This is a genomic window from Idiomarina sp. 29L (genome assembly GCF_004123135.1).
GTDB lineage: Bacteria > Pseudomonadota > Gammaproteobacteria > Enterobacterales > Alteromonadaceae > Idiomarina.
This window is the reverse complement of the sequence record NZ_SDJS01000001.1, coordinates 498,427-515,892: the sequence shown is the minus strand read 5'-3', so window position 1 is coordinate 515,892 and position 17,466 is coordinate 498,427. Positions and strand designations below refer to the sequence as shown.

The window sequence follows — 17,466 nt, the reverse complement described above, 5'->3', positions numbered from 1 at the left end:
GAGTTAAGCAAATACAGTGAAGGTTTGACGGCTTATGGCGAGGAGTTCGCCTTTTTCTGACCAGAGGCCTGCTCGACTGTGCCCGTAACCATTTTCAGCATGCTCAATAAACGCTTCGTACTGATACCAGTTGTGAGTATTGAAGTTTTCCAGTGGCTTATCCGGAAACTCTATGGTCCAGGTCAATGAAGACGCCGGTGCCGGCTGCTTTAAGTGCGGCAATACAGCTGGTGGCCAGGCATCGACTAAAGCGAGAATAGCGGCAATGGTCAGCTGTTGTTGCTCTTGTCTAAAACGCACCCACCCGCCAAAGCTTCTGCCCGGTTGCCCACTAAACGGCATGCCACCGGAGGTAATGCGGTAGTCAAAGTTCTTAGCAAACTCAGGAACAATATCGGCTTCCGGCAGGCCGGGCCCATCGTTAGTCGTCTTTAAGTCAGGCGGATTTTCTCCGCTGACAGACACTGACGATTCGCGCCCCTTACCCAGGCTCGCTAACCCTGCAAGCATGACGTCATCGTTTTGCGTTAACTCAACGGCCACTTGCAAAACTGAGGACCCCTGGCGCAACACCCGATAATTTAGCGTTGCATCTCCCGGTGCTGCCGGGGCAACAAAAGAAATAGCAAAGCTACGCAGGTGATAATCCTTCGGGAATTGCTGCAATAAGAACTGTGCTGCTATTGCTGCACTAAAACCACCAAAAAGCGCTCGCCCTTGTGCCCAACCTTCAGGCAGACTTATCGTTTGGTTGTTCTTGTCACTTTCTATTAACGCTAACGTCTCATGAAATTGCATGGTGCTTCCCTGTTAAACAGCTGTTTGAATTAACTATTAAGAATACCAATTATCACCATAATGACAAAGGATGATGTTAATAGCGCAAAATAAACCATGCCAGATATGAGGTATTTTACCGCGGTGAGGGGCCAGCTCTGCTGATAAAAGCGCTTCTGAGTAATAAATAGGTAGACAAAAAGCCAAATAATGAACAAATCAGTGACCCAATCACCGATGGTCGCAACCCAGTTCCAACCAGCAACGCCAATAAGCGGTGATACGGCCTGACTTATGATGGTAACTAGTGTTAACGTCAACAGCATAAAGGCATGCGTATGAAGCGCCACCGTCAAATGTTCGAGGTAATAGCGGTGCCCAAATAGGTAAATAAGTTTTAAGAACAACGCCCAGAACGGCAGCATAAGTAACATCATTTGAGGGGTCATCGAAATGATCTTTTTCGTAAACTGTGCTGGGTTATCAGCTAATTGCCTTAGCTTTATTTCCAATTCAACTTCTTCAGCCTCACTGAGAAAGGGAATGTCGGTGTCATCTAAAGAAAGCCGTAAAGGTTCAGAAGGCTCTGCGCTGCTTACTACCAATCCTTTTGCCTCATCCGGCAACGATGCCTGCACATCTTGCTGAACTTGGTTAACGCGCTCGATGTCTTCTGGTGTCGGTGGTCTGATATCGATATCAATTAACGACGTCATCACCATAAAAGCAATTAATGAGATAAAGAAATAGAGTCTTAATGGTGGTACGTAAGAGGCGTGGCGACCTTGAACGAATTCCAGTGACAAAAAGCCCGGATTAAGAAAAAGCCCGCGAAGCGTTCGGTAAAAGCGTGAATCCCAGTGACCTATTTCACCAAATAAGTCGCCAACAACAGCAAAAATACTCCGCATATATTGCTTATCTTGCTGACCGCAACGATGGCAATATTCTCCGTGGAGTTCCGTATCGCAATTCTTACAAAGGTTTTGGGTCGAGGTGTTCATGACAAATTCCGTTTTTGATAAATATATCAGCAATTAAGGAATTGTCGAATGAAGCACTTACTGACGAGAAACAAAAAAGCCCAACTCGATGAGCTGGGCTTTTTTGTTTAAATTTGGCGGAGAGGGAGGGATTCGAACCCCCGGTGGGTATGAACCCACGCCTGATTTCAAGTCAGGTGCATTCAACCGAGCTCTGCCACCTCTCCGAATTGTTGTTTCCAATGACTGCGTCGTTGAGAACGATGCGAATATTAAAGACCTAAATTCCGCTTGTAAAGGAAAAATTTAAATAAAGCTACTGTTTGGGCGTTTATTAGACAAACTGTCTACTTTTTACTGGAAATTACTGCCCTAACCCCCCATTTATGCTGTAGTATTCAGGAAACTTTTTTAATAATAAAGCGTCTTAACAGACAGTCGTTCAACACGGAGAAATCTATGAACAATCGCAGTCAGGTATATGTCGGTCAGAATGAATCGGCTCTGGCCGTCAATAAGGTACTACGTAACACTTACACGTTATTAGCAATGACATTAGCCTTTAGTGCTGTTGTTGCCGCTATTAGCAGTACAATGAACTGGCCACACCCGGGTCTTATTCTCACTTTGGTTGGCTACTTCGGACTGCTCTTTGGTGTTTATAAAACCAAAGACAGCGCTATGGGCTTGGTTTTCACCTTCGCTCTGACAGGCTTTCTGGGATACACCTTAGGTCCAATTATTAATATGGCCCTATCAATGCCAGGCGGCGGTGAGATGGTTGCAACTGCCCTAGGTGGTACTGCACTTACCTTCTTTGCAACGTCAGCTTACGTACTGACGACGAAGAAGGACATGTCAAAGCTTGGTGGTTTAGTAACGGCCGGTATCATCATGGTTATCGTTGCTGCTATCGCTAACCTGTTCTTCCAAATGCCAGCTCTGCACTTAGCCTTGTCAGCAATCATGATTCCGCTGATGGCTATGCTTATTATGTGGCAAACCAGCGACATCATTAACGGTGGCGAGCGCAATTACATACTGGCAACCGTTACCTTGTATGTCTCTATTTATAACTTGTTCGTCAATTTGCTAACATTACTGATGGCATTTGGCGGCGACGAGTAATCGTCATTTACACATAATGTAATGCGCCCCGCAATGCGGGGCGTTTTTGTATCTAAGCTATTAACGGTTGGAAAGTGTGGCTAAATTCACTCTTATTGTTCAAAGCTCGGCATCGAACCAGAAGCGTTCATTGGATGCTCTGACCTTTGCAAAGAATGCTATTAAGCAAGGGCATGAAATAACCTGCCTGTTTTTTTACCGACAAGCGGTTGATCACGCCGTTGCGCAAACACCTGCAGAAAATGAGACGCTGATTCAACAATGGAGTGATTTTAAAAACCAGTCCGGCACTCCCTTGGTCGTTTGCCATACCGTTGCTGAGCGTTTGGGCATTGAGGATTTTCATCCTAGCTTTGATGCAACAGGACTCACCGCCCTCTCAAAAGCCCTAGCGACAAGCGACCGGACGTTACAGTTTTAAGCCATGAGGAAAATAGCCATTTTACAAAGCAGCAATACCCCTAACATAGCAACTGAAGCGCTTGATGTTGCGCTTGCATTAGCAAGCTTTGATATACCAGTGCAGCTTATTCTTATTGATGATGCTGTCAATGTGTTACTGAGCTCACCATCAAAACGCTACGCCATGTTGGAGTTATTGGACGCTGAGCCTATTGCACTATGTTCGAGCTTGGCCATAAAAACTAATACCCTGCCGACCAATATTGAGGCTATCACTATTTCGAAAGAAAACTTGAAGCAACACCTGAAACAGTTTGACGAGGTACTGCAGTTCTCATGAAAACATTGCATTGGGTACGGGACGGTTCACTGCCAGCTTGGTTGGAAACGCACAAACACCTGCTCGGAAAAACAGATGCTTTTTTAGTGTCAGAAAGCGCTCTAGGAACCCTTCCTGACAGTTCCCCCGTATTGCAGATTATTTATGCGCGTAAAAGTGATATTGAAAACTCAAAAGCGACCGTACCTAATTACGTTGTGTTAAAATCCGACGCAGAGTGGGTTGAGCTGGTACTCAGCTTTCAACAACAAGTTACCTGGTAATAGCATGATTGAATTCAACGGCAAAACGTACGAGACCGATAAGCACGAATACTTAGCAAACATTGATGATTGGGACGAAGAGCTGGCATTGCATATTGCGGAGCTTGAAAGCATTGATATGACACCGGCTCACTGGGAAGTCGTCAATTTCGTACAAAACTTTTATCGTGAATTTGATACCAGCCCGGCAATGCGTGTTCTGGTAAAAGCCATGAAGAAGCAACTGGGAGAAGAGAAAGGCAACAGCCGCTATTTGTATAAACTATTCCCCAAAGGCCCAGCTAAGCAGGCCACACGCATTGCGGGCCTGCCTAAACCAGCTAAATGTATTTAGGGCTTTAGCTCTTAATAACGTCAATACCACCCATGTAAGTGCGCAGTACTTCAGGAACGACTATTGAACCATCTTCCTGCTGATAGTTTTCCAGCACAGCAACTAATGCGCGGCCTACTGCTAAACCCGAGCCGTTCAATGTGTGCATAAGCTCCGGTTTTTTTGCGCCCTTACGACGGAAACGAGCCTGCATACGACGTGCCTGAAAGTCCTGCATATTTGAGCAAGAGCTGATTTCACGGTACGCCTGTTGCGCTGGTAACCATACTTCTAAGTCGTAAGTTTTAGCGGCGCCAAAGCCCATATCACCAGTGCAGAGCAATACCTTACGATAAGGCAGCTCCAGCTTTTGCAGCACCGTCTCAGCGTGGCCAGTCAGTTGCTCTAAAGCATCCATTGACTCTTCCGGTTTTACTAACCAAACCAACTCGACTTTATCGAACTGATGTTGACGAATAAGGCCCCGGGTGTCACGACCGTGTGAGCCGGCTTCACTGCGGAAACACGGAGTGTGCGCGGTAAACTTAAGTGGCAGTTCGTCTTCATCAGCTATCTCGTCACGATACAAATTCGTTAACGGGACTTCGGCCGTTGGAATCAGTGACATTGGAATTTGATCTTGTGACTCGCCTTCAATGTGGAATAAGTCTTTACCAAATTTTGGTAACTGACCGGTGCCCAGTAAAGAGTCCTGATTCACCATATAAGGCACGTAGGTTTCTAAGTACCCGTGTTCTTGAGTATGCAAATCCAACATGAACTGAGTCAGTGCACGATGTAGACGAGCAATGCCACCACGCATAACAACAAAGCGCGCACCGGTTAACTTCGCTGCAGCTTCAAAGTCCATCCCTTTGGCTAGCGCTTCGCCAAGATCAACGTGATCTTTTACTTCAAAGTCGAACGACTTAGGTTCGCCCCAGGTCAGTATTTCTTGGTTTTCACTTTCGTCTTCACCTTGCGGCACTTCGTCTGCCGGCAGATTAGGGACACCCATAATAATGTCGTTAAGTTCCAGCTGAATGGCTTTAAGTTCTTCTTTCGCGCTATCCAGCTGGTCACCTAAATCGCTCACCGCATCGAGTAACGGCTGTATATCTTCACCCGCTGCTTTCGCTTTACCAATCGCTTTGGAGCGACTATTACGTTCAGCCTGAAGTTGTTCAGTACGTACCTGTACCTCTTTACGTTGCTCTTCAAGCTTGCTGAGTTTAGCAACGTCTAAGTCGAAGCCTCTTTTAGCAAGTGCTTTTGCGGTATTGTCTAATTCCTCACGGAAGTATTTAGCGTCTAGCATGAGTGTCCTATTTAACCGTTGTTGAGTACAACATCATTGCTGCAACAACAGCAGCAATACAGATAATTACGTTTAAGCCTATGTGTAAGGCGGCTTTTAGCATTTCGCCCTGGCTGGCCAGCGTTACAACCTCAACCGAAAAAGTTGAAAAGGTTGTAAATGCGCCTAAAACGCCAACACCAAGGAATAAGCGGGTTGTCTCTGACACGGATTGTTGTTGTCCATATGCCAATAACAGCCCCAGTAAAAAAGAGCCTAATATGTTAACGGTCAGCGTCGCAAAAGGGAATGCCCGCAGCCCAATTGATTGCATTGCAAGGCCAATAGCGTAACGTCCCGAGGCGCCAACAGCACCACCAGCGGCTACGCAGAAAAAATGCAGCAATAAGTTATTCATCGGGTTCTCTTTTCCAGTCTGACTTAGCGTCCATATCCTGAAGCCAGCGCAGTTTTTCCTGCAACTTAATTTCTAAGCCGCGCGGCTCGGGTTGATAAAACGTCATGTCCGCGAGTTCTGACGGTAAATAACGCTCACCGGGTACATACGCATTCGGGTAGTTGTGCGCATATTGATAGTCAGCCCCGTAGCCTTGCTCTTTATGCACTTTGGTGGGTGCATTGCGTAAATGCTCAGGTACCGGAGCGTCGCTATGTTCTTTCGCCGTTCTGAGCGCGCTCTTGAACGCATTGTACACCGCATTACTTTTTGCCGCACAAGCGCAATAAATGGTCGCTTGAGCTATCGCTCGCTCGCCTTCTGCCGGGCCTACTCTGTGGTACGTATCCCAGGCATTTAACGCTAACTGCAAGGCTCTCGGGTCGGCATTGCCAATGTCTTCAGAGGCTATGGCCAGTAGCCTGCGCGCAATCACCAGAGCATCACCACCACCCGTTAATAACCGAGCGTACCAATATAAGGCACCGTCCGGTGAAGAGCCCCGTACCGATTTATGAAACGCCGATAGAATATCGTAATAATGGTCACCCTGATGATCGAATGCGGTGGCCTTTTCTCCAATAGCTGCGGTAATTAACTCAGGCGTAATAGGCTGACTGCTACTTTCAACAAAGTCGGCCACCACTTCCAGATAATTCAACAGTCGGCGAGCATCGCCACCCGCTAAGTCCAACAGCTTTGCCCGGGCTTCACCTTCTAACCTTAATCCACGCTGACCCAGGCCTCGCTCTGTATCTTCCAGCGCTCGTTTTAAGGCCAGCTCAAGGTCTGCTTTTGAAAGCCCCTGCAAGCGATACACCCGTGCACGTGATAACAGCGCATTGTTTAACTCGAAGCCCGGATTTTCGGTAGTCGCACCAACAAACACAATGGTGCCGTCTTCAATATGTGGTAAAAAGGCGTCCTGCTGGCTTTTATTAAAACGGTGCACCTCGTCGACAAACAAAATCGTTCGGCGCCCCTGCTGTTGGGCAACCTGCTTTGCTTCCTCAATGGCTTGTCTTATGTCTTTTACACCAGAAGTAACCGCACTTATGCGACTAACAGTGGCATTGGCGGTAGTGGCGATGAGCTCAGCTAAGGTGGTTTTACCGGTACCCGGAGGCCCCCAGAGAATCATTGAATGTAAATGACCTTGTTCAACCGCCACTCGCAGTGGCTTTCCGGGGGCTAATAGATGCTGTTGCCCGACATACTCTTCAATGGTTTGCGGACGCATACGCGCCGCAAGAGGTTTAAAATCAGGCTGAAAGTCGAGATCAAGGCTGGCCACAACAATTAACTTTGATCGTCCACATCGACACCAGCCGGCACTTTGAATGTGAATTGCTGGTCGTCAATTTGAGTATTTAATGCCACGTCGTTCAATATCAGTTCAGTACGCTCGCCATGCGCCTGTACCATTGTTATTTCTTTAAGCTTATTGCCATCGAAAGCCAACTCTAACTGGCTGTTATCGTTGTTATGTTTAATAAGATAGCGCTCATCAGTATAAGTTACCGAGTAGTTCTGCCATTGGTTGGTGTTACTGTCCAGTACTAACAGCAACGGACTGTTATCAACCATGTCCTGTTGCGCATAGATAGTGACCTGATCAACGAACGGGTTGTAATACCAAACCTTCTCTCCGTTTGCGACCATCACCGTTTCATCGGGGCGCATTGTGTGCCAATACAAGTTCGCTGGGCGCTTTAACGTCATAGTACCACTTAAACTTTGCAGAACATTGCCCTGCTCGTCTTTCACTTGCTGTTCGAATTCTGCCGATAAACTTTGAGTTTGCTCTAACAGCTGCTGCAGCTCTTTTTTATCCGAGTTATTGTCGCTGGCAAATGCATTCATTGATACCGCCATAACGGCGGCGAACCATACTGCTTTCATGAATTAATCCCTTGGTGGTTTAGGTGCCAGAACATCGCGCTGGCCGTTATTACCTGCACTACTTACGACACCACTCATTTCCATTTGTTCGACAATTCGAGCCGCACGGTTGTAACCGATACGGAATTTGCGTTGAACACTCGACACAGATACACGCTGTGTTTCAGTCACGAAGGCAACCGCTTCGTCATAAAGTGGATCTGATTCGGCGTCGTCCATTTCCTGTTGCTCACCCGGCAATAACGCCTCTTCGCCTTGATCACCTGAGAGGATCTCTTCCAGGTAGTTAGGACGACCGCGCTTCTTCCAGTCTTTTACAACGGCATGCACTTCATGGTCATCAACAAAGGCGCCGTGCACACGTATTGGCGAACCACTACCTGGTGGTAGATAGAGCATATCCCCCTGCCCTAACAGCTGGTCGGCTCCAGGCTGATCCAAAATAGTACGGGAGTCAACTTTTGACGACACTTGAAACGCAATACGCGTTGGAATGTTCGCTTTAATTAAACCGGTAATAACGTCAACTGACGGACGCTGTGTTGCCAAAATAAGGTGAATGCCAGCTGCTCGTGCTTTTTGAGCAATACGGGCAATCAGCTCTTCGACTTTTTTACCAACAATCATCATCATGTCGGCAAACTCATCAATAACCACAACAATGTTAGGTAGTTTCTCTAACACCGGAGGGAGTTCATCCATCGAATCGCCCGGTTTCCATATTGGGTCACGCAATGGTTCACCGGCTTCTTCAGCGGCTTTGACTTTTGCGTTATATCCCTTCAGGTTACGCACACCAAGTGCTGACATTAGCTTATAGCGGCGTTCCATTTCTCCGACACACCAACGCAGTGCATTGGCCGCATCTTTCATATCGGTAACCACTTCCGTCAATAAGTGTGGAATGCCTTCATAAACTGACAGTTCCAGCATCTTGGGGTCTATCATAATCAGACGAACGTCTTCCGGTGTGCTCTTGTAAAGCAAGCTTAGAATCATGACGTTCACACCCACCGACTTACCCGACCCGGTCGTACCTGCGACCAATAGATGTGGCATCTTCGCTAAATCAACGACGACTGATTTACCGGCAATATCCTTGCCCAAAATCATGGTCAGTGGCGACTGGCTGTTACTGAACTGGTCACTGTTAATCACCTCGCTCAGTTGCACAATTTCACGGTGTTTGTTCGGCAACTCCAGTCCCACGTATGACTTGCCGGGAATAACCTCAACCACGCGCACCGCAACAGCCGACAAGGTACGAGCAATGTCTTTAGCCAGGTTAGAAATTTTTGATACTTTAACGCCTGGCGCTAAATCCAGCTCAAAACGAGTAATAACCGGTCCAGGCTGAACATGTGCTACACGAACGTCGACACCAAAATCTTTCAGAACGGTTTCAACCGTTCGTGATACTTGATCAAGTTCGTCCTGGGTAATAGGGTTTTCTTTTTTATTGGGACGGTCCAGTAATTCAATTGACGGCAACGGTGGTAACACCTCGGGGTCAACATCGCTTTCTGCGACTTCCGGCTCGTCATTTTTATCGTCCTGCTTTGCGGCTTTCGCCTGACGCTTGCGCTCCGCCGCTTCTTTACTAAAACGCGGTGCCTTTTCCCCCTCCACAACGTCCTCAGCGGCTTCGTCTTCGTCCATTGCACTCATTGACGGCAAACTCAATACCGGCTCTTGCTTATCGGAGCCGAATAAGTCACTGGTTAGCGATTTTGTTTCTTTCTCGTCTTTATCCGGTAATGCTTCTTTGGTTTCGTCTTCTGGCTCTCGCTCATTGTCACGGGTATCGCGCTTTTGCCAGGTCTGTTTAATTCTGTCGACCAACCACAATACCCCGACAATAGCCCACTCCCCCAACTTGTCAGCCACTTGCAGCCAACTAATACCGGTAACCAGCGTAACCCCCGTGAAAAAAAACGTGAGTAACAATAAGGTACTGCCGACAAAGTTCAGGTACGGCAGGAGTGACGCAGCAATAACGTCGCCAATGACCCCGCCGGCGGAGAAGTAATAAATGTCGTCGAAGTTAATGGAAGAAAGCGCAGAAGCGCCAATGAGTGCCAGTAACGCACCTATCATCCGAAGGCTGACCGCCAAATAATCCATTTCCAGTAAATGGTAGGTTTTGCGGAACAACAAATAACCTAAGCCCGCAAAGCCAAAGGGAATAAGGTATGCAACAAAACCAAATGCAAACAACAGGACATCAGACACCCAGGCACCAACCGCACCACCGGCATTATGAATACTGCCCTCATAGCCTGTTTGCGACCAACTAGGGTCGGCCGGGTTAAAGCTAACTAAGGACAAGAAAATAAAAATAGCTAAAGCACCGCTAATAAGCAGTCCGGCTTCTAGAACTCTCTGTACACCTGTCATTATTCTGTTATAGCGCCTTCGTTAGTTATTGTTTTAATAATCGCATGATTGTAGCGAATGTCAGCCCTAATGTTACCCCTTTACTAATACTTTATTTTCTTGTTTGACCTCTTCCATCACCACATAAGTGCGGGATTCATCAACCCCCGGCATCATTAGCAACGTTTCACCGAGTAGCTTTCTGTAGGCCCGCATATCGGGCACACGAGCTTTAATCAGGAAGTCGAAGTCTCCAGCCACCAAATGACATTCCAATATTTCATCGGTTTTACGTGCCGCTTCACTAAACTCGGCAAAGGCATCGGCTGACGTTCGAGTGAGTGTAATTTCCACGAACACCATCAGGTTAGCCCCTAATTTAGCAGGGTTTATTTTGGCATGATAGCTTTCAATGACCTGCTCACGCTCCAGCTTGCGAACTCGCTCCAAACACGCGGTTTGACTGAGCCCGACCCGCTTCGCCAATTCCACATTAGACATGCGCCCGTCCTCTTGCAGCAAGCGCAAGATCTTCCTGTCTATTTTATCAACAGTGATTTCTGTGGGGATTTCCGCATTAAACATAATAAATCTCGAAAAATTAGCTTATTTATAGAATATCACACTAAAAAATAACTTAAAAAAAGTAACTCATGCACTTAGTTTTACGTCTATAATTTGCGCCAAATTATTTCACCGAAAACCGTTAACTAAGTAAGAGGCAGACAATGCTAATTGGTGTACCAAAAGAGATTAAAAACCACGAATATCGCATCGGCTTAACCCCAGCTGCGGTTCGCGAATACGTTGAGAACGGTCACGACGTTATTATTGAAAATAATGGTGGCGCTGCAATCGGTTTTACTAACGAACAATATACTGAGGCAGGCGCAAGCATTGTCGATACGCCTGAAGAAATTTTTGAACGCGCTGACATGATTGTTAAGGTAAAAGAGCCTCAGCCAAATGAGTGCAAAATGCTGCGCGAAGGCCAAATTCTTTATACCTTCTTGCACTTAGCCCCTGATCCAACTCAAACCGAGTTATTAGGTAAGGCTGGCTGTACAGCTATTGCTTATGAAACAGTTACTGACAACCGCAATGGTTTACCGCTGTTAGCACCAATGAGCGAAGTTGCTGGCCGTATGTCTATTCAGGCGGGTGCACACTACTTAGAAAAAGCTCACGGCGGCAGCGGTACTTTGTTGGGCGGCGTACCAGGCGTTGCGCCGGGTAAAGTATTAATTATTGGCGGCGGTGTTGTCGGTACTAACGCAGCAAAAATGGCGATTGGCCTTGGCGCAGAAGTCACTATTTTGGACCGTTCACTACCTCGTCTGCGTGAGCTGGACGATATTTTCGCCGGTCGCGTACAAACCGTTTATTCAACCGTTGATGCTATCGACAAATATTCACGCGAAGCAGATTTAGTCGTTGGCGCGGTACTGATTCCAGGCGCAGCGGCTCCGAAGCTACTCACTCGTGAGAACATCAAAAACATGAAGCCAGGCTCTGTATTGGTTGATGTGGCTATCGATCAGGGCGGTTGTTTTGAAACGTCAAAAGCGACGACTCACCAAGACCCAGTTTATGTCATTGATGATGTGGTTCACTACTGTGTTGCTAACATGCCAGGCGGCGTGGCTCGTACCTCAACTATCGCGCTGAATAATGCGACCTTGCCTTATGGTATTGCGTTGGCCAACAAAGGCGTGAAAGCAATGCTGGAGAACGACCACTTGCTGAAAGGTCTGAACATGCACAAAGGTAAAATCACCTACAAAGCGATTCACGATGACTTAGGTGAACAGCTGGGCCTTGACTATCAAGATCCGCGCGAAGCGTTACAGGGTTAATAGATCCCAAACAACTCAGAAGCTTCTAAAGAGCCCTGGTGAATGCGTTCACCGGGGCTTTTTTATAACTTATTCATCATCGGTCTGCGCCTGAACCTCAAATTCACCATTGCCTGTTTCCTGAATCCATAATTCAATCGGCTGACAACAGACTTGGCAATCAACAATTTGGTGTTGCCCAAGATCATTAATCGGATCAACCTCTAAAGAGTTCGGTGCCATACAATAAGGACAACTGAAACTGGTTTCGTGCGCTAACGACATAAAGACCTCACTCTGCGTGATTTAAACAACCGCGTGCTTTTTTATTTTTGACTTGTTCCACAGGCTTGCAAACCCTACAATCAGTCCCCATAAACTACTTATCTTACATTAAAAGAATACAAGCAGTCAGGAGTTATCAATGGCAGACGCCAAGCATTGCAAGTTATTAATTTTAGGTTCAGGTCCTGCGGGCTATACCGCCGCGGTCTACGCAGCTCGCGCTAATTTAGACCCGGTCATGGTGACCGGTATGCAACAAGGCGGTCAGTTGACGACTACCACCGACGTTGAAAACTGGCCTGGCGACGCTGAAGGTTTAACCGGCCCTGACCTGATGGTTCGCATGCAGCAGCACGCAGAGCGCTTTAACACTGAAATTGTGTTTGACCATATTAACAGTGTCGATTTCTCCAAGCGTCCTTTCCAACTGAAAGGTGATGTGGGTGAATATACCGCGGACTCAGTGATTATCAGTACTGGCGCATCAGCTAAGTATCTAGGTTTAGACTCTGAAGAAGCGTTTATGGGCAAAGGCGTATCAGCCTGTGCAACGTGTGACGGCTTCTTTTATAAAAAACAGAAAGTTTGTGTTGTTGGCGGTGGTAATACGGCGGTTGAAGAAGCCCTTTACCTGTCTAACATTGCCAGTGAAGTTCACGTTATTCACCGTCGCGACACGTTCCGCGCTGAGAAAATTTTGGTTGATCGCCTGCATGAAAAAGAGAAAAACGGCAATATCACCTTCCACTTGAACAAAACCTTAGACGAGGTTTTAGGCGACGACGCTGGCGTAACAGGTGTTCGTATTAAGGACACACAAACCGGCGGCACTGAAGAGCTGGACGTCGCAGGCTGTTTTATTGCCATTGGCCACCAACCTAATACCGGCATTTTTGACGGTCAATTGGACATGCAGAATGGTTACATCAGTGTCCAAAGTGGTTTAGAAGGTAACGCAACGGCGACCAGCGTACCTGGCGTATTCGCAGCCGGTGACGTTATGGATCATGTTTATCGTCAAGCTATTACGTCTGCCGGCACCGGCTGTATGGCAGCGCTCGACGCTGAACGCTATCTGGATGCGTTAACCAAGTCCTGATACGACCGTGATCGTTCAGCTTGATCCATTATCGATAAGCTTTCCTCCCGCAGCGACAGCACTACACGAGCCTAACGGGCTCCTCGCTGTTGGAGGTGACTTATCGGCTGAACGGTTACTGTACGCTTATCAAAACGGTATTTTCCCGTGGTTTTCAGAGAACGATCCTATTTTATGGTGGTCTCCCAACCCCCGCGCTGTATTTTATCCTGACCAAATTCACGTTAGCCGCTCATTAGCTAAGGCCGCTCGCCAAAAACCCTGGCGGGTGACTATAAACAACCGCTTCGCTGAAGTTATCGACGCTTGTGCCCGCCTACGCGCAGACAAAGAAGGCACCTGGATAACCGACGAAATGATGAACGCTTATCTAAACCTGCACAACTTGGGTCACGCTCATTCTGTCGAGGTGTGGTTAGACGAACACTTGGTTGGCGGTTTATACGGCATTTCAATTGGCCGAACATTCTGTGGTGAAAGTATGTTTCATACCGCCACCAACGCGTCAAAAATTGCGTTAATGCGGTTTGCAGACGCTTTTCATAATGACGGCGGACAGCTCATTGACTGCCAGGTCGGCAACCCTCATTTATTCTCACTAGGTGCACATGAGCTTTCTCGTGAGCGCTTCTTGGTAAAACTACACTCCTCGCAGACATCGACGATGCCCAGTCAGTTCTGGACACCAAGGCAGCTAGAATCCTCCGGGAGCCCCACATGCAGTTCGGATTAACCCATGAGTCAAACTGCAACTATCTTAAGGACAAGCAAGAGCGCCTGATTGTTGCGGTTCCTGAAGAACAACAACGGCTAAACCCGGAAGCTTACGAGTACTTTATGGCAAACGGCTTCAGACGCAGCCATAACGATGTCTATCGTCCGCATTGCCGGTTATGCAGTGCGTGTGAGTCACTACGAGTCATTGTGAGCGAGTTTACGGCCAGTAAAAATCAGAAACGCATCGCGAACAAAAATAAAGACTTGTTCTTAACGATAGTGACAGAGCCAACCGACGAACACAGCCGTTTATTTTGCGAGTTTATCGAGCAGCGTCATGCAGACGGAGAGATGTACCCACCTGATCCTGATAACTTCTGGCGGTGGGTCTCCTGTGACTGGATGACGCCACTTATTTTTGAATGGAGAGACCAAGAAGGAAAATTGTTGGCGGTCTCAGTGGCCGATCAAACTCCGAGTGCTTTGTCAGCGGTTTACACGTTTTTTGATCCAACCGCTCACAAGCGTTCATTAGGTACCTATGCCATTTTACAGTTAATTGAATACAGTCGTCAGCAAGAGCTTGAGTATTTGTATCTCGGGTATCAAATCGATGCCTGCAATAAAATGAATTACAAAACTCGTTTTGCCCCATATGAACGACTGGTTGGCAATCATTGGAAAAAAGCGCTAAAATCGCACACACTTTAGGCTACTAACAGAAATCAGAGGATTTTAATGGCGAAAGAAGACAATATTGAGATGCAGGGAACGGTTCTGGAAACGCTTCCCAACACTATGTTCCGCGTAGAATTGGAAAATGGTCACGTGGTTACTGCACACATCTCTGGTAAAATGCGTAAGCACTACATCCGCATCTTAACCGGCGACACAGTAACGGTTCAGTTGACTCCATACGACCTAACTAAAGGCCGCATCGTCTTCCGCGCACGTTAATCCGTTCGGGGTTAAGGCCGGTTCAACCGAACCGGCCTTAAGCACTGCTTCTAACTCTCCACCGTTTCGCTGTTGCTGTCGTAGTCAAACTTCAGCTCGCCTTTATCAGACACACTCACTTTTACACTGCCACCTTTGGACAGCTGACCAAACAGAATTTCGTTCGCTAACGGCTTCTTCAAGTGCTCTTGAATTACGCGGCTCATTGGACGCGCGCCCATTTCCTTATCGTAACCTTTTTCAGCTATCCAGGCATGCGCACTCGGATCGACTTCCAACGACACGCCTTTTTTATCTAACTGAGCCTGTAATTCGCAAATAAACTTGTCGACGACTTGCTCCAGCACTTCTGGCGTTAGATGGTTAAACCAAACAACACCATCTAAGCGGTTACGAAACTCTGGCGTGAACGTATTATTAATTTCCGCCATGGCATCGTGGCTGTGATCCTGTTGTTTAAAGCCAATCGATTTTCTAACGGTTTCGCGCACGCCAGCGTTGGTCGTCATGACAATAATGACATTTCGGAAGTCCGCTTTACGGCCATTATTATCAGTCAAAGTACCATTATCCATAACCTGAAGCAGGATATTAAAGACATCCGGATGTGCTTTTTCCAACTCGTCCAGCAACAGAACACAGTGTGGATTCTTAATGATCGCATCGGTCAATAAACCACCCTGCTCATAGCCTACATAGCCCGGAGGGGCACCTATTAAACGACTGACCGCATGGCGCTCCATGTACTCCGACATGTCAAAACGCACTAACTCAATGCCCATGGCTTTAGCCAGTTGCTGAGTCACCTCCGTTTTGCCAACGCCGGTAGGCCCTGCAAACAAGAACGAACCAATAGGCTGATTTTCATTCGCTAAGCCAGAGCGCGACAGACGTATAGAAGCAGTTAACTTATCAATGGCTTCATCCTGACCGAACACGACCATCTTCAAGTTACGGTCCAACTGTTTCAGTGTTTCCTGATCAGACTGAGAGACCGATTGCTCAGGTACACGAGCAATTTTCGCAATAATCGTCTCAATGTCAGAAACGCCCACCGTTTTACGACGTTTTGATGGCGGCAACAAACGTTGGGAAGCACCCGCTTCGTCCATCACATCGATAGCCTTGTCCGGTAAGTGACGCTCGTTAATATACTTAGCAGACAACTCTGCTGCCGCTTTTATAGCGGGCTGTGTGTAACGAATGCCATGATGGCTTTCGTAACGATCTTTCAAGCCCATGAGAATTTTAGTCGTGTCTTCAACCGACGGCTCTACGACATCCACTTTCTGGAACCGGCGCACCAAAGCACGATCTTTCTCGAAGACATTCTTAAATTCGTTATAAGTTGTCGAACCAATACATTTCAGCTGACCACTCGATAATAACGGCTTAATGAGGTTTGATGCATCCAGCACACCGCCGCTGGCAGCACCTGCGCCAATAATGGTATGAATTTCATCAATAAACAGAATGGCGTGTTCTTGCTTTTGCAGCTCTTTCAATAAGAGCTTAAAGCGTTTTTCAAAATCGCCCCGGTATTTAGTCCCGGCCAGCAAGTCGCCCATATCCAATGAGTAAATTTTTGCGTCCAGCAAAATCTCCGGTACATCGCCTTTGACAATACGATACGCCAAACCTTCAGCAATGGCCGTTTTACCCACCCCCGCTTCACCAACCAATAAAGGGTTATTCTTGCGACGACGGCAAAGTATTTGCGCACAGCGCTCTACTTCGAAGTCACGACCAATCAATGGGTCAATCTTGCCTTCTTTGGCTTGCTCATTCAGGTTAGTACAGAACTTTTGTAAATAACTCTGCTGTTCTTCCTGCTGAGTTTCAATGGTTTCGTCTTCCAGCGACTCTTCTGCAGGCTCTTCGTCGATTCGCGAAATACCGTGTGAGATATAATTCACAATATCCAGACGAGTAATGTCGTGTTTGTTCAGTAAATAAACGGCCTGAGACTCTTGCTCACTGAAAATGGCGACCAATACGTTAGCCCCGGTAACTTCCGCGTTACCCGATGACTGCACATGAAAAACCGCACGCTGCAGAACACGCTGGAAGCCTAGCGTCGGCTGTGTGTCCGGCTCTTCTTCGTCAGGTCCAAATAGCGGAGTACTGCGGTCAATATAGCTCAACAGCTCTTCTTTAAGCTGCTGGAAATTAGCCCCACAAGCACGCAACGCTTTCGACGCATCGGGGTTATCCAGAAGCGCCACCAATAAATGTTCAACAGTCATAAGCTCATGACTGCGCTCTCGTGCTAGCCGAAACGCATCATTCAACGTCAGTTCAAGGGCCTTGTTCAACATACACCACTCCTTACCAT

Annotated in this window: 20 protein-coding genes and 1 tRNA gene; 10 read left to right on the top strand and 11 right to left on the bottom strand. The window is 47.2% G+C overall.

The features are described from left to right. Nucleotides 1-3 precede the first annotated feature (3 nt). The 3 genes from EST55_RS02555 to EST55_RS02545 all read right to left on the bottom strand — a co-directional run bounded on the left by EST55_RS02555 (nucleotide 4) and on the right by EST55_RS02545 (nucleotide 1,987). Nucleotides 4-798, bottom strand: coding sequence for a thioesterase family protein (locus EST55_RS02555; RefSeq protein ID WP_129496393.1), 795 nt, complete (start codon nucleotides 796-798; stop codon nucleotides 4-6). Between the two features lie 29 nt (nucleotides 799-827). Next, complete coding sequence (locus EST55_RS02550) at nucleotides 828-1,781, bottom strand: DUF3667 domain-containing protein (RefSeq protein ID WP_129496392.1); 954 nt, start codon at nucleotides 1,779-1,781, stop codon at nucleotides 828-830. A 114-nt stretch (nucleotides 1,782-1,895) separates the two neighbouring features. Continuing rightward, nucleotides 1,896-1,987: transfer RNA gene (locus tag EST55_RS02545), tRNA-Ser, on the bottom strand. A gap of 232 nt (nucleotides 1,988-2,219) precedes the next feature. Between EST55_RS02545 and EST55_RS02540 the strand changes: the two genes are divergently transcribed. From EST55_RS02540 to EST55_RS02520, 5 genes are all read left to right on the top strand, one after another. Beyond that, complete coding sequence (locus EST55_RS02540) at nucleotides 2,220-2,888, top strand: Bax inhibitor-1/YccA family protein (RefSeq protein WP_129496391.1); 669 nt, start codon at nucleotides 2,220-2,222, stop codon at nucleotides 2,886-2,888. A gap of 76 nt (nucleotides 2,889-2,964) precedes the next feature. Continuing rightward, nucleotides 2,965-3,309, top strand: a complete 345-nt coding sequence (tusD, locus tag EST55_RS02535) for a sulfurtransferase complex subunit TusD (RefSeq protein ID WP_129496390.1) — start codon at nucleotides 2,965-2,967, stop codon at nucleotides 3,307-3,309. A 3-nt stretch (nucleotides 3,310-3,312) separates the two neighbouring features. Next, the gene (locus tag EST55_RS02530) at nucleotides 3,313-3,630 is read left to right on the top strand and encodes a DsrE family protein (protein ID WP_100692154.1); all 318 of its coding nucleotides are present in this window, start codon (nucleotides 3,313-3,315) and stop codon (nucleotides 3,628-3,630) included. Next, nucleotides 3,627-3,893: a hypothetical protein gene (locus tag EST55_RS02525; RefSeq protein WP_129496389.1), complete on the top strand. Its 267-nt coding sequence runs from the start codon at nucleotides 3,627-3,629 to the stop codon at nucleotides 3,891-3,893. The genes EST55_RS02530 and EST55_RS02525 overlap by 4 nt, the downstream gene beginning before the upstream one ends. A gap of 4 nt (nucleotides 3,894-3,897) precedes the next feature. Continuing rightward, nucleotides 3,898-4,227, top strand: a complete 330-nt coding sequence (locus tag EST55_RS02520; protein WP_100692156.1) for a TusE/DsrC/DsvC family sulfur relay protein — start codon at nucleotides 3,898-3,900, stop codon at nucleotides 4,225-4,227. A gap of 4 nt (nucleotides 4,228-4,231) precedes the next feature. On the opposite strand, the gene serS is transcribed toward EST55_RS02520, so the two are convergent. From serS to lrp, 6 genes are all read right to left on the bottom strand, one after another. Further along, entirely contained in the window at nucleotides 4,232-5,524 is a 1,293-nt protein-coding gene (serS, locus tag EST55_RS02515; protein ID WP_129496388.1) for a serine--tRNA ligase, read from the bottom strand. 7 nt (nucleotides 5,525-5,531) lie between these two features. Then, the gene (gene crcB / locus EST55_RS02510) at nucleotides 5,532-5,921 is read right to left on the bottom strand and encodes a fluoride efflux transporter CrcB (RefSeq protein WP_088768232.1); all 390 of its coding nucleotides are present in this window, start codon (nucleotides 5,919-5,921) and stop codon (nucleotides 5,532-5,534) included. Then, nucleotides 5,914-7,200: a replication-associated recombination protein A gene (locus EST55_RS02505; protein WP_276318891.1), complete on the bottom strand. Its 1,287-nt coding sequence runs from the start codon at nucleotides 7,198-7,200 to the stop codon at nucleotides 5,914-5,916. The genes crcB and EST55_RS02505 overlap by 8 nt, the downstream gene beginning before the upstream one ends. Nucleotides 7,201-7,259: 59 nt before the next feature. After that, nucleotides 7,260-7,862 carry an outer membrane lipoprotein chaperone LolA gene (gene lolA / locus EST55_RS02500; protein WP_129496386.1) on the bottom strand — a complete coding sequence of 201 codons (603 nt, stop codon included), beginning with the start codon at nucleotides 7,860-7,862 and terminating at the stop codon, nucleotides 7,260-7,262. Between the two features lie 3 nt (nucleotides 7,863-7,865). Continuing rightward, nucleotides 7,866-10,259, bottom strand: a complete 2,394-nt coding sequence (locus EST55_RS02495) for a DNA translocase FtsK (RefSeq protein ID WP_129496385.1) — start codon at nucleotides 10,257-10,259, stop codon at nucleotides 7,866-7,868. A 72-nt stretch (nucleotides 10,260-10,331) separates the two neighbouring features. Further along, on the bottom strand, nucleotides 10,332-10,826 hold the full coding sequence (lrp, locus tag EST55_RS02490) for a leucine-responsive transcriptional regulator Lrp (RefSeq protein ID WP_232507050.1): 495 nt from the start codon (nucleotides 10,824-10,826) through the stop codon (nucleotides 10,332-10,334). 140 nt (nucleotides 10,827-10,966) lie between these two features. On the opposite strand from lrp, the gene ald reads away from it, so the two are divergent. After that, the gene (gene ald / locus EST55_RS02485) at nucleotides 10,967-12,094 is read left to right on the top strand and encodes an alanine dehydrogenase (RefSeq protein ID WP_088768237.1); all 1,128 of its coding nucleotides are present in this window, start codon (nucleotides 10,967-10,969) and stop codon (nucleotides 12,092-12,094) included. A gap of 69 nt (nucleotides 12,095-12,163) precedes the next feature. On the opposite strand, the gene EST55_RS02480 is transcribed toward ald, so the two are convergent. Continuing rightward, complete coding sequence (locus tag EST55_RS02480) at nucleotides 12,164-12,358, bottom strand: CPXCG motif-containing cysteine-rich protein (protein ID WP_129496384.1); 195 nt, start codon at nucleotides 12,356-12,358, stop codon at nucleotides 12,164-12,166. Between the two features lie 139 nt (nucleotides 12,359-12,497). Here EST55_RS02480 and trxB point away from each other — a divergent pair, with 139 nt between their 5' ends. The 4 genes from trxB to infA are packed head-to-tail and all read left to right on the top strand — an operon-like array spanning nucleotide 12,498 to nucleotide 15,131. Then, a complete protein-coding gene (gene trxB, locus EST55_RS02475) occupies nucleotides 12,498-13,457 on the top strand; it encodes a thioredoxin-disulfide reductase (RefSeq protein WP_053953586.1) in 960 nt (319 codons plus the stop codon). A 7-nt stretch (nucleotides 13,458-13,464) separates the two neighbouring features. Continuing rightward, complete coding sequence (aat, locus tag EST55_RS02470) at nucleotides 13,465-14,190, top strand: leucyl/phenylalanyl-tRNA--protein transferase (protein ID WP_129496383.1); 726 nt, start codon at nucleotides 13,465-13,467, stop codon at nucleotides 14,188-14,190. Continuing rightward, nucleotides 14,175-14,885, top strand: coding sequence for an arginyltransferase (locus tag EST55_RS02465; RefSeq protein WP_129496382.1), 711 nt, complete (start codon nucleotides 14,175-14,177; stop codon nucleotides 14,883-14,885). The genes aat and EST55_RS02465 overlap by 16 nt, the downstream gene beginning before the upstream one ends. Before the next feature lie 27 nt (nucleotides 14,886-14,912). Next, the gene (gene infA / locus EST55_RS02460; protein ID WP_053953583.1) at nucleotides 14,913-15,131 is read left to right on the top strand and encodes a translation initiation factor IF-1; all 219 of its coding nucleotides are present in this window, start codon (nucleotides 14,913-14,915) and stop codon (nucleotides 15,129-15,131) included. 50 nt (nucleotides 15,132-15,181) lie between these two features. Here infA and clpA read toward each other — a convergent pair whose 3' ends face one another. Continuing rightward, nucleotides 15,182-17,449 carry an ATP-dependent Clp protease ATP-binding subunit ClpA gene (clpA, locus tag EST55_RS02455; RefSeq protein ID WP_129496381.1) on the bottom strand — a complete coding sequence of 756 codons (2,268 nt, stop codon included), beginning with the start codon at nucleotides 17,447-17,449 and terminating at the stop codon, nucleotides 15,182-15,184. Nucleotides 17,450-17,466: the final 17 nt, after the last annotated feature.